The sequence below is a fragment of the Streptomyces sp. NPDC087787 genome, from assembly GCF_044743035.1.
Lineage (GTDB): Bacteria > Actinomycetota > Actinomycetes > Streptomycetales > Streptomycetaceae > Streptomyces.
Genome location: NZ_JBIUVQ010000015.1, coordinates 23,885 through 35,690 on the forward strand (window position 1 = coordinate 23,885; position 11,806 = coordinate 35,690).

Sequence of the window (11,806 nt, forward strand, 5' to 3'; positions counted from 1 at the left end):
GGCGGAGCCGTCAGAGGCGCTCGGGCGTCCGGATGCCCAGCAGGGCCATGCCCTGGTGCAGGGTGCGGGCCGTGACGTCGCACAGGAACAGGCGGTTCTCCACCTGCTCAGGCGTCTCGGCCTTCAGCACCGGGCACTTGTCGTAGAAGGACGTGTACAGGGACGCCAGCTGGTAGAGGTACGCGGCCAGCTTGTGCGGGGCGTACTCCTCGGCGGACTCCCGCACCGTCTCCGCGAAGGCGTCGGCGTGCAGCCCCAACGCACGCTCCGCCTGCGTCAGTTCCAGCTCCGGGTGGGCAGCGGGCCGCACCTCTTGGGCCTTGCGCAGGATCGACTGGATCCGGGCGTAGGCGTACTGGAGGTAGACCGACGTGTCGCCGTTCAGCGAGACCATCTGGTCCAGGTCGAACTTGTAGTCCCGGTTCGCCGAGGTCGACAGGTCCGCGTACTTCACCGCGCCGATGCCCACCTGGGCACCCCGCTCGGCGATCTCCTCCTCCGTGAGGTCCTGCGCCTTCTCCCGGACGACCGCGGAGGCGCGCTCGATCGCCTCGTCGAGCAGGTCGACCAGGCGGACCGTCTCGCCCTCACGGGTCTTGAACGGCTTGCCGTCCTTGCCGAGCACCGTGCCGAACGCCAACTGGTACGCCGTCACGTCGTCGTTCAGCCAGCCGGCCCGCCGCGCGGTCTCGAAGACCATCTTGAAGTGCAGGGACTGGCGGGCGTCCACCACGTACAGCAGGTTGTTCGCCTTGAGGTTGAAGACCCTGTCCCGGATCGCCGACAGGTCGGTGGCCGCGTAGCCGTAGCCGCCGTCGGACTTCTGGACGATCAGCGGGACCTTGTTGCCGTCCGGGCCCTTGACGTCGTCGAAGAAGACGCACAGGGCGCCCTCCGAGCGGACCGCCACGCCGGACTCCTCCAGCAGGCGGCAGGTCTCCGCGAGCATGTCGTTGTAGCCGGACTCGCCGACGATGTCCGCGTCCCGGACGTCCATGTCCAGCTTCTCGAAGACGGAGAAGAAGTAGATCTTCGACTCGTCCACGAACTTCTGCCACATGGCGACCGTGTGCGCGTCACCGGCCTGGAGGTCCACCACCCGGCGCCGGGCCCGCGTCTTGAACTCCTCGTCGGAGTCGAACAGCCTGCGCGCGGCCTTGTAGAGGCGGTCGAGGTTCGACATCGCCTCCTCGCCGCTCACCTCGGACGCCTTGTGGTCCAGCTCGTGCGGGTGCTCGTCCAGGTACTGGATGAGCATGCCGAACTGGGTGCCCCAGTCGCCGATGTGGTGCCGGCGGACCACGTTCTCGCCGGTGAACTCCAGCAGCTGGACGACGGAGTCGCCGATCACCGCGGACCGCAGGTGGCCGACGTGCATCTCCTTCGCCACGTTCGGCTGGGCGTAGTCGATCACCGTCGTGCCCGGCTGCTCCGCGTACGGCACGCCGAGGCGGCCCTCGGGGTCGGCCGCCCGCGCCGCGAGGTTCTCCGTGATCGCCCGGTCGGTGACCGTGACGTTGAGGAAGCCGGGTCCGGAGACCTCGACGTCCTTGATCACGTCACCGGTGACCACGTGCCCGACGACCTGCGCCGCCAGCTCCCGCGGGTTCGCCTTCGCCCGCTTCGCCAGCGCCAGGATCCCGTTGGCCTGGAAGTCCGCCCGGTCGCTTCGTCGCAGCAGCGGGTCCGCGGCGCCGGTCTCCGGCAGGGTGGCCGAGAGGGCGGACGCGAGGCGCTGGTGGACCGAAGCGGTGAGGGACGTGACCGAGGCCATAGGAAAGGGTGCCGTTCTCCTCGTGGGGATGGATAGACAGGCCCAGTATCCCACGCGGGGTAAAGCGAATTTTCCGGCCGCCGGGCGAACCCCGGGCCGCACGCGCCCGTCCAACGCGTTGAAAAGGCGTTTTCACGGATGCCGACCCGCCTGGGACAATGGAGCGGTCAGCCGTGCGACCGTAGCGGCTGCCCACGGAGAACCTTCAGAGAAACTTCAGGGAAAGAGGACGTGCCGATCGTGGCTCAGAGCACCGAGACCGCCGACTGGGTCTCCCGTTTCGCGGACGACGTCATCGAGGAGTCGGAGCGTCGGGCCCCGGGCAAACCGGTCGTCGTCGCGTCCGGCCTGTCGCCGTCCGGCCCCATCCACCTGGGCAACCTGCGTGAGGTCATGACCCCGCACCTCGTCGCCGACGAGATCCGCCGCCGGGGCCACGAGGTACGGCACCTGATCTCCTGGGACGACTACGACCGGTACCGCAAGGTCCCGGCCGGTGTCACCGGCGTCGACGAGTCGTGGGCCGAGCACATCGGCAAGCCGCTGACCTCCGTCCCGGCGCCCAAGGGCTCGGAGCACGCCAACTGGGCCGAGCACTTCAAGGCCGCCATGGTCACCTCGCTCGCCGAGCTGGGCGTGGAGTTCGACGGCATCAGCCAGACCGAGCAGTACACCTCGGGCGTGTACCGCGAGCAGATCCTGCACGCGATGAGGCACCGCGGCGACATCGACGCGATCCTCGCCCAGTACCGCACCAAGCCCAAGGCGGCCAAGAAGCAGCAGAAGCCCGTCGACGAGGCCGAGCTGGAGGCCGAGGAGGGCTCGGGCGCCGCTTCCGAGGACGACGGCAGCTCCGGCTCCGCCGGGTACTTCCCGTACAAGCCGTACTGCGGCAACTGCGAGAAGGACCTCACCACCGTCACCGCCTACGACGACGACTCCACCGAGCTGACCTACGCCTGCACCGCGTGCGGATTCTCGGAGACGGTCCGGCTCAGCGAGTTCAACCGCGGCAAGCTGGTCTGGAAGGTCGACTGGCCGATGCGGTGGGCGTACGAGGGCGTGATCTTCGAGCCGAGCGGTGTCGACCACTCCTCGCCCGGGTCCTCGTTCCAGGTCGGCGGGCAGATCGTCGGGATCTTCGGCGGCAAGCAGCCGATCGGCCCGATGTACGCCTTCGTGGGCATCTCCGGCATGGCCAAGATGTCGTCCTCGCGCGGCGGCGTGCCCACCCCGGCCGACGCGCTGCAGATCATGGAGCCGCAGCTCCTGCGGTGGCTGTACGCCCGGCGCAGGCCGAACCAGTCATTCAAGATCGCGTTCGACCAGGAGATCCAGCGCCTGTACGACGAGTGGGACAAACTCGCCGCCAAGGTTGCCGACAGCTCCGCCCTGCCCGGTGACGTCGCCGCGTACACGCGGGCCGTGGGCACCGCCGCCGCGCAGCTGCCGAGGACGCCGCGCCCGCTGCCGTACCGCACGCTCGCGTCCGTCGCCGACATCACCGCCGGCCACCAGGACCAGGCGCTGCGCATCCTGTCCGAACTCGACCCGGCCAACCCGCTGGGCTCGCTGGACGAGGCCCGCCCGCGGTACGACAAGGCCGAGGCGTGGATCAACACCCATGTCCCCGCCGACCAGCGCACCATCGTCCGCGAGGAGCCCGACACCGACCTGCTGAAGTCCCTCGACGAGCCCTCCCGGCAGTCCGTCGGGCTGCTGCTCGACGGACTCGGGGACCACTGGTCGCTCGACGGGCTCACCCACCTCGTCTACGGCGTGCCCAAGGTCCAGGCCGGCTTCTCCGCCGACGCCACGCCCAAGGAGCTGCCGCCGGAGATCAAGACCGCCCAGCGGTCCTTCTTCGCGCTGCTCTACCACCTGCTCGTCGGCCGCGACACCGGTCCGCGCCTGCCCACGCTGCTGCTCGCGGTGGGGCAGGAGCGGGTGCGGGCCCTGCTCGGGCAGTAGCGGAGCGCCGCGGAACGACACGACGAGGGGCCCTCATGCGAGGGCCCCTCGTTCGTGTTCCACTGTTCGCGGTTCAGGCGATGTGGTCGTCCTGCAGTTCCGCCGTGTGGCGGTTCGTGAAGCGATTGACCATGCGGTCCGCGTCGCGCTGCGTGAGTGTGACGCCGTACGTCGCCTCCACGTCGTCCTTCAGCTGGCCCGAGGTGGGGTAGCTGCCGTCTATCGACTTCTTGAAGACCAGGTAGAAGTCCTCCTCGGTCGGCTCCGGGGCGCCGCCGCCCTCTCCGAGCTCACGGGTGCGACCCGGGCCCGAGGGGATGGGGAAGCTGCCGGTTGTCTCCGACGGGGATTCCTCGGGGAAGGGCTGCCGCTCCTCGGGGAACTGGTCCTGGGGGAACTGGTCCTGGGGGAACTGGTCCTGTTGGTACTGCTCCTGCTCGTACCAGGCCCCGTAGTGCTCCTCGGCGTAATGAGGGTCGAAGGGCGGCTCGTAGGTGGGGTCGTAGTCGCCCTGGTACTCGATCTGCTGGGGGTTCCTGGCGTGCAGCCAGGGGTTCGCCTCCGGATCGGGTGCCGGCACCGGCACCGGTGCGGGTGCCGGCTGTTCGGCGCGGGGAGCGGGGGCCAACTCGGGGCGCTGCTCGCTCTGAGGCGCCGCCGGGGCGGGGGCAGGGGCGGGAGCGGGAGCCGGCAGGAGCACCGGGAGTTCTATGCCCGCCGCCGCCAGGCCCTCCGGGGCCGTGGCCGACAGCGGGACGCCGTACCGGGCGAGGCGCAGCGGCATCAGGGACTCCACCGGGGCCTTGCGGCGCCAGGCGCGGCCGAAGCGGGAGCGCAACCGGGCCTGGTAGACGAGGCGTTCCTGCTCCAGCTTGATGACCTCGTCGTAGGAGCGCAGCTCCCACAGCTTCATGCGCCGCCACAGCAGGAAGGTGGGCACGGGGGAGAGCAGCCAGCGGGTGAGGCGCACGCCCTCCATGTGCTTGTCCGCGGTGATGTCCGCGATCCGGCCGATCGCGTGCCGGGCCGCCTCCACGGCGACCACGAACAGCACCGGGATCACCGCGTGCATGCCCACGCCTAGCGGGTCCGGCCAGGCGGCGGCGCCGTTGAAGGCGATCGTGGCCAGCGTCAGCAGCCACGCGGTCTGACGCAGCAGCGGGAAGGGGATCCGGATCCAGGTCAGCAGCAGATCCAGGGCGAGCAGCACACAGATGCCCGCGTCGATGCCGATCGGGAACACATAGCTGAAGTTCCCGAAGCCCTTCTTGATGGCGAGTTCACGGACGGCCGCGTACGAACCCGCGAAGCCGATACCGGCGATGATCATGGCGCCGGCGACGACCACGCCGATGAGAACGCGGTGCATCCGGGTCAGCTGTGGCGTGGCCACCCGTAACTCCCTCCCCTTGCGTGTTGTTGCGCGCAACAGGGTGGCACATCTGTGCGAGGGATGGGGTACCGGTCCGGTTGCTTGCCCTACGGGCCGTCCGTGGGCCGTCCGTGGGCCGTCCGTGGGTCAGCCGTTGGACGCGGACTTGGACGGCGAGGCCGACTTCGCGGGGGAGTCGGACTCCGAGGGGGAAGAGGAGGACGGGGAAGAGGAGGAGGGCGAAGTGCTCGGTGCCGCGCCGCCGGACGCGCCGTTCGCCGCCGACACCGCGGTCACCGCCTCCTTGGCGGCCTTCGCCGCGGCCTTCGCCAGGCCGTCGGCGTCCGGGGTCTTGTCACCGGCCAGACCCGCGCCGTTGTAGTCGAGGGTGACGACCACGTTCTCCACCCGCGCCACGACCGTCTGCTGCTTGAAGTCGCCTTCCTTCTTCTTCAGGTCGTAGCGCACCAGCGTGGCCTCGTCGCCCGTCCCGCCCGCCGGCTCCGACTTGACGTTCCGCGCGCCCTCCGCGTGCTGCGTGTCCCGCACCTGCCGCTGATAGAACTCCTGCGCCTGCTTCTCGCCCGAGCCGCGGGTGACGTCGGACTCGAAACGCAGCAGCGAGACGTTCAGCCAGCGGAACTGAGAGCCCTTCACCCCGTTGTTGTCCAGGCTGTTCCAGGCGCAGCCGGCCCGGGTGGAGAGGTCGCTCGACGCGCTCTCCTTGCCCTTCGCGTCCTTCGGGACCAGTTCACCGAGGGTCTTGTCCGACAGCACCTTGCACGGCTGGGGCAGCTTCCCGTACGCCGCGGCCCGCACCGTCGGCGACGGGCTGGCGCTCGCGCTCGCGGAGGCGTTCACGTCGCCCGCCGTGGTCTTCCCGGCATCCCCACCGGAACCGGAGTCCGAGGAGGAGCAGGCCGCGGCGAGCAGCATCACGGGGACTGCCATCGCGCAGACAAGGGCACGGTGCGGACGCCCTCCTCGCGGGGTACGCGGGGCTCGGTCTTCTCGCTGGGCTGCTCGCTGCATGGTTCCTTCGCTCATGACGCTCGTGGTTCCTGCGGTCGGATCGGTCCGAGGGGCCACCGTACGCGGTAGGACAGCCGTACGGTCCCACTTGTCCCACTGAGCGCGGCGGCACCGCATGCCCCACGAGAGTCGTCAACCACCCAGAGAATCGGCCAGCCGAGCCGCCAGTTTCCTTGCGTTGTCCTGCATTTCCTTGCTGTCCGGGACGATTCCGGCGGTCGCCGGCTGCTCCTCGTAGACGATGGTCACGACCACGTTGGACGTGCGGAACGCCACAGTCACGGTGCGCTGCCTGGCGGTCGAACCGGCGTTGCCGAGCGCGTCGTCGACGAACGCCTCGTCGCCGAGGTCGCTCAGGACCCGGGGCTGGAGATCGGGCGGGGTGGCATCGCCTGAGGCGGACGTGGAGGAGGAGGGGGAATCGGGGGCCGACGACGAGGACGCCGAGGACGCCGACGACGCCGAGGACGACGGGGACGGCGAGGAGGACGACGGGGTGCTGCCGGAGCCGGCGTCGGAGCCGGACTGGGACCCGGTCGTGGAGGCGGAGCTCTCGGTGGCGGTCGGCTCGGGAAGGTGCGCGGCGTCCCGCTTGGCGGCGAACACCGACTGCGCCTGGTCGTCGTCGCTGACGGTGTTGTCGTAGGAGACGACGCGCTCGAAGTCGACGTAGAGGTGGTCGGTGGCGTCCGAGGAGTCCACCTTCCACCGGCATCCGACCTTGCGGTCGGTGTCGTACGTGAGCGTCGCCTGGCCCTCGTAGGCCTTGTCCCGCTGGTCCACGTCCATGATCTGCTTGATGCCGGGCAGCAGCGAGTCGAGGGTGTTGTGGCCGACCGCGCGGCAGGCCTCCGGAAGCGTCCGGTACCGGCCGGGCTGGGCCGCCGCGGTCGTCGCCTCGGAGCCGCCGGGGTTGGCGTTGTCCGCCCCGCCGTCACTCGACGAACCACCGGTGCAGCCGCCCAGCAGCAGCGCCGCGAGCGCGGCAGCGCCGGGTACGTACGCCTTCCGCAGCACGGTCAGGCTCCTCTCGTTCTCGACGGCCCCGCTGGTTATTCGCTTGCCGGGCGGGGGCGCACTCCGGAGACAATGTGTATCGCACGCACTGCCGTGGACGCCGGTCCGTTGCCCTGTTTCGTAGACCTTGGCGCCGGTATTGCGTTTCCGTACTTCCATGCTGTTTTCCGGGGGATGAGGGCGATATGTCGTATGTGGAGATGCCGGGCGCGAAGGTCCCGATCCGTATGTGGACCGATCCGGCGACGGTCGAGAACGTGGCGATGCAGCAGCTCCGGAACGTCGCGACCCTTCCCTGGATCAAGGGCCTCGCCGTCATGCCGGACGTGCACTACGGCAAGGGCGCGACGGTCGGCTCGGTCATCGCGATGCGGGGCGCGGTCTGCCCGGCGGCGGTGGGCGTGGACATCGGCTGCGGAATGTCGGCGGTGAAGACGTCACTGACGGCGAACGACCTCCCCGGCGACCTCTCCCGCCTCCGCTCGAAGATCGAGCAGGCGATCCCGGTGGGCCGCGGCATGCACGACGACCCCGTCGACCCGGGCCGCTTCCACGGCCTGCCGACCGCGGGCTGGGACGGGTTCTGGGGGCGGTTCGACGGGGTGGCGGAGGCGGTGCGCTTCCGCGAGGAGCGTGCTCTGAGGCAGATGGGCACGCTGGGCAGCGGCAACCACCATCTGGAGGTGTCGGTCGACTCGGAGAACGCGGTCTGGCTGACCCTGCACTCCGGTTCGCGCAACATCGGCAAGGAACTCGCCGAACACCACATCGGTGTCGCCCGGAAACTCCCGCACAACCAGGGTCTCGTCGACCGTGACCTCGCCGTCTTCGTCTCGGACACCCCGCAGATGGCCGCGTACCGGCACGACCTCTACTGGGCGCAGGAGTACGCGAAATACAACCGCTCGATCATGATGGCCCTCCTCAAGGACGTGATCCGCAAGGAGTTCAAGAAGGCGAAGCCGACCTTCGAGATGGAGGTCAGCTGTCACCACAACTACGTGGCCGAGGAGCGCTACGAGGGGATGGACCTCCTGGTCACCCGCAAGGGCGCGATCAGGGCGGGTGCCGGCGATCTCGGCATCATCCCGGGCTCGATGGGTACGGCCACGTACATCGTGAAAGGGCTCGGTAACGAGAAGGCGTTCAACTCCGCTTCGCACGGCGCCGGCCGGCGCATGAGCCGCAACGCCGCCAAGCGCCGCTTCTCCACGAGGGACCTGGAGGAGCAGACGCAGGGAGTGGAGTGCCGCAAGGATTCCGGCGTCGTGGATGAGATCCCTGGCGCCTACAAGCCGATCGAGCAGGTCATGGATCAGCAGAGGGACCTCGTGGAGGTCGTCGCGAAGCTGAAGCAGGTCGTCTGCGTGAAGGGCTGAGGCGCGGCCGTACGGCTACTTCGCGTGCCGGACCGCGTAGATCATGACGAAGGCGACCACGTGGATGCCGAAGAGGAAGTAGCCGAGGTAGTACCAGACGTAGCGTTCGCGCTTCTTCTCCAGGGCGAGGCGGGCGCGCTCCGGGTCCTGGTCGCCGTCGTCGGTCACAGGTGCTCCCGGTGGACCTTGGTGTTCGACGCCTGGGCGCGGGGGCGGACGACCAGGAGGTCGATGTTGACGTGGCTGGGGCGGGTGACCGCCCAGGTGATGGTGTCGGCCACGTCGTCGGCCGTCAGGGGGTCGGCCACACCGGCGTAGACCTTGTCGGCCTTCTCCCGGTCGCCGCCGAAGCGGGTGAGGGCGAACTCCTCCGTCCTGACCATGCCGGGGGCGACCTCGATGACCCGGACCGGCCTGCCGACGATCTCCAGGCGGAGGGTCTCGGCGAGCACATGGGCGCCGTGCTTGGCGGCGACGTAGCCACCGCCGCCTTCATAGGTGCCGTGGCCCGCGGTGGAGGAGACCACGACCACCGTGCCGTCGCCACTGGCCTCCAGCTTGGGCAGCAGGGCCTGGGTGAGGTTGAGGGTGCCGAGGACGTTCGTCTCGTACATCGTGCGCCAGTCGGCCGGGTCGCCGGTGGCGACGGGGTCGGCGCCCAGTGCCCCGCCCGCGTTGTTGACCAGGACGCCGACGGCCCTGAAGGCCGTGGCGAACTCGTCCACCGCCGCGCGGTCGGTGACGTCGAGCTGGTAGGCGGTGGCGGAGTGGCCCGCCGCGTTGATCTCCTCGGCCAGTGCCTCGATACGGTCCTTGCGGCGGGCGGTCAGGACGACCCGGTACCCGGCGGCCGCGAGCTGCCGGGCCGTGGCGGCGCCGATGCCGCTGCTCGCACCGGTCACGACGGCGATGCGGGAGGCGGCGGACGGGGCGGCGGTGGCCATGACTGCTCCTCGGGGCGCAGATGTGATGCGTTCGCGTTCGCCCCCAGCCTAGGTGAACGTCAGCCGCCGTTCCGTGGCGCCCACATGATCACGGCCATGCCCGCCAGGCAGATCAGCACGCCGGTCACGTCCCAGCGGTCGGGCCGGTAGCCGTCGGCGGCCATCCCCCACAGGATCGAGCCGGCGACGAAGATCCCGCCGTAGGCGGCGAGGACGCGGCCGAAGTGGGCGTCGGGCTGGAAGGTGGCGACGAAGCCGTACGCGCCCAGCGCGAGGACGCCGCCCGCGGCCCACATCCAGCCGCGGTGCTCGCGCACGCCCTGCCAGACCAGCCAGGCGCCGCCGATCTCGAACAGCGCGGCGACGACGAAGAGGGCGGCGGAGCGAAGGATCAGCATGGGGGCAGCCTCGCACGGCCCCCTCCACCCGCTCCGTGCGGAGGGGGCCGGGCCGGCGGAATACTTCCGCGGCGGGGACCGTTGGGCGGGTATAGTTGAAGCGTCAACAAATTGGAGGGTGAGTGGCCATGCAGTTCGGGATCTTCAGCGTCGGTGACGTCACGCCGGACCCCACCACGGGGCGTACGCCGACCGAGCGCGAGCGGATCAAGGCCATGGTCGCCATCGCTCTGAAGGCCGAGGAGGCCGGCCTGGACGTCTTCGCGACCGGTGAGCACCACAACCCGCCGTTCGTGCCGTCGTCCCCGACCACCATGCTCGGCTACATAGCCGCGCGGACGGAGCGGCTGATCCTGTCCACCTCCACCACCCTGATCACCACCAACGACCCGGTGAAGATCGCCGAGGACTTCGCGATGCTCCAGCACCTGGCCGACGGCCGGGTGGACCTGATGATGGGCCGCGGCAACACCGGACCGGTCTACCCCTGGTTCGGACAGGACATCCGCCAGGGCATCAACCTCGCCATCGAGAACTACGCCCTGCTGCACCGCCTGTGGCGCGAGGACGTCGTCGACTGGGAAGGAAAGTTCCGCACGCCGCTGCAGGGCTTCACCTCCACGCCCCGCCCGCTGGACGGCGTACCGCCCTTCGTCTGGCACGGCTCCATCCGCTCCCCGGAGATCGCGGAGCAGGCCGCGTACTACGGCGACGGCTTCTTCCACAACAACATCTTCTGGCCGGCCGACCACACCAAGCGGATGGTCGAGCTGTACCGGTCCCGGTACGCCCACTACGGGCACGGCACGCCCGAGCAGGCGATCGTCGGGCTCGGCGGTCAGGTGTTCATGCGGAGGAACTCCCAGGACGCGGTGCGCGAGTTCCGCCCCTACTTCGACAACGCGCCGGTCTACGGCCACGGGCCCTCCCTGGAGGACTTCACCGCCCAGACCCCGCTGACCGTCGGCTCCCCGCAGCAGGTCATCGAGAAGACGCTGTCCTTCCGCGAGTACGCCGGCGACTACCAGCGCCAGCTGTTCCTGATGGACCACGCGGGCCTGCCCCTGAAGACCGTGCTGGAGCAGATCGACATGCTCGGCGAGGAGGTCGTGCCGGTGCTGCGCGAGGAGTTCGCCAAGGGCCGCCCGGCGGACGTGCCGGACGCGCCGAACCACGGCTCCCTTTCGGCCGCCCACCGCTCCGGGAACGAGGAAGAGGTGACCACCGCGTGAACGGGCACCGCATGAAGCTCGTCGTCGTCTCGGCGGGACTGAGCGTCCCGTCCTCCACGCGGCTGCTGGCCGACCGGTTGGCGGCCGCGACCGCCGAGCACGCCGCGGTGGACACGCGCGTGATCGAACTGCGGGACCTGGCCGTGGAGATCGCGCACAACTTCACGGGCGGCTTCCCCGGCCCGGCCCTGGCGGACGCGCTGGACGCTGTCGCCGAGGCGGACGGACTGATCGTCGTCACGCCGGTCTTCTCCGCCTCCTACAGCGGACTGTTCAAGTCCTTCTTCGACGTGCTCGGGGTACGGGACGCGAACGCGCCGGCCGGCAAGCCGGTGCTGATCGCCGCGACCGGCGGCACCGCCCGGCACTCCCTGGTCCTCGACCACGCGCTGCGCCCGCTCTTCGCGTACCTGAAGGCCGTCGTCGTCCCCACCGGCGTCTACGCCGCCTCGGAGGACTGGGGCGCCGAGGGCCTGCCCGAGCGGATCGGGCGGGCGGCGAAGGAGCTGGCGGCGCTGATGACGGGGCTGTCGGCGGTACGGCGGCCGGAGCAGATCGCCGTGCCGGAGCAGGCCGCGCCCCCGCAGGCCGCGCCCGCGCAGGCCGGCGGTTTCACGGTCGTGCCGTTCGAGGAGCAGCTGGCCGCACTGCGGAGGTGACACGTATCCGGTGCTCGCGAGGGCCGCG

General features: G+C 70.1%; 11 protein-coding genes. 4 read left to right on the forward strand and 7 right to left on the reverse strand.

Going from position 1 to position 11,806, the window contains the following annotated elements:
* Window positions 1-10: 10 nt before the first annotated feature.
* On the reverse strand, window positions 11-1,774 hold the full coding sequence (gene argS / locus ACIOWN_RS23265; protein ID WP_401983271.1) for an arginine--tRNA ligase: 1,764 nt from the start codon (window positions 1,772-1,774) through the stop codon (window positions 11-13).
* Window positions 1,775-2,005: 231 nt separating this feature from the next.
* On the opposite strand from argS, the gene lysS reads away from it, so the two are divergent.
* Complete coding sequence (gene lysS, locus ACIOWN_RS23270; RefSeq protein WP_401983272.1) at window positions 2,006-3,745, forward strand: lysine--tRNA ligase; 1,740 nt, start codon at window positions 2,006-2,008, stop codon at window positions 3,743-3,745.
* A 73-nt stretch (window positions 3,746-3,818) separates the two neighbouring features.
* Here lysS and ACIOWN_RS23275 read toward each other — a convergent pair whose 3' ends face one another.
* From ACIOWN_RS23275 to ACIOWN_RS23285, 3 genes are all read right to left on the reverse strand, one after another.
* Complete coding sequence (locus tag ACIOWN_RS23275; protein WP_362355892.1) at window positions 3,819-5,114, reverse strand: DUF2637 domain-containing protein; 1,296 nt, start codon at window positions 5,112-5,114, stop codon at window positions 3,819-3,821.
* A gap of 150 nt (window positions 5,115-5,264) precedes the next feature.
* Window positions 5,265-6,164: a DUF3558 family protein gene (locus tag ACIOWN_RS23280; RefSeq protein WP_362355795.1), complete on the reverse strand. Its 900-nt coding sequence runs from the start codon at window positions 6,162-6,164 to the stop codon at window positions 5,265-5,267.
* Between the two features lie 117 nt (window positions 6,165-6,281).
* The gene (locus ACIOWN_RS23285; RefSeq protein ID WP_401983273.1) at window positions 6,282-7,166 is read right to left on the reverse strand and encodes a DUF3558 domain-containing protein; all 885 of its coding nucleotides are present in this window, start codon (window positions 7,164-7,166) and stop codon (window positions 6,282-6,284) included.
* Between the two features lie 185 nt (window positions 7,167-7,351).
* On the opposite strand from ACIOWN_RS23285, the gene ACIOWN_RS23290 reads away from it, so the two are divergent.
* Window positions 7,352-8,545, forward strand: a complete 1,194-nt coding sequence (locus ACIOWN_RS23290; RefSeq protein WP_362355799.1) for an RtcB family protein — start codon at window positions 7,352-7,354, stop codon at window positions 8,543-8,545.
* A 15-nt stretch (window positions 8,546-8,560) separates the two neighbouring features.
* On the opposite strand, the gene ACIOWN_RS23295 is transcribed toward ACIOWN_RS23290, so the two are convergent.
* From ACIOWN_RS23295 to ACIOWN_RS23305, 3 genes are read right to left on the reverse strand one after another with little or no spacing between them, the layout of a single operon-like run.
* The gene (locus ACIOWN_RS23295; protein WP_362355801.1) at window positions 8,561-8,713 is read right to left on the reverse strand and encodes a hypothetical protein; all 153 of its coding nucleotides are present in this window, start codon (window positions 8,711-8,713) and stop codon (window positions 8,561-8,563) included.
* Window positions 8,710-9,489: an SDR family NAD(P)-dependent oxidoreductase gene (locus ACIOWN_RS23300; protein ID WP_362355803.1), complete on the reverse strand. Its 780-nt coding sequence runs from the start codon at window positions 9,487-9,489 to the stop codon at window positions 8,710-8,712. Before ACIOWN_RS23300 ends, ACIOWN_RS23295 begins: the two co-directional genes overlap by 4 nt.
* A gap of 59 nt (window positions 9,490-9,548) precedes the next feature.
* Window positions 9,549-9,887 (reverse strand): YnfA family protein, encoded by a 339-nt coding sequence (locus tag ACIOWN_RS23305; RefSeq protein ID WP_100572389.1) that lies wholly within the window; start codon window positions 9,885-9,887, stop codon window positions 9,549-9,551.
* 128 nt (window positions 9,888-10,015) lie between these two features.
* Here ACIOWN_RS23305 and ACIOWN_RS23310 point away from each other — a divergent pair, with 128 nt between their 5' ends.
* Together ACIOWN_RS23310 and ACIOWN_RS23315 are read left to right on the forward strand one after the other, a co-directional pair.
* Complete coding sequence (locus ACIOWN_RS23310) at window positions 10,016-11,119, forward strand: LLM class flavin-dependent oxidoreductase (RefSeq protein ID WP_398146893.1); 1,104 nt, start codon at window positions 10,016-10,018, stop codon at window positions 11,117-11,119.
* Between the two features lie 11 nt (window positions 11,120-11,130).
* Window positions 11,131-11,778, forward strand: coding sequence for a CE1759 family FMN reductase (locus ACIOWN_RS23315; RefSeq protein ID WP_362355894.1), 648 nt, complete (start codon window positions 11,131-11,133; stop codon window positions 11,776-11,778).
* Window positions 11,779-11,806: the final 28 nt, after the last annotated feature.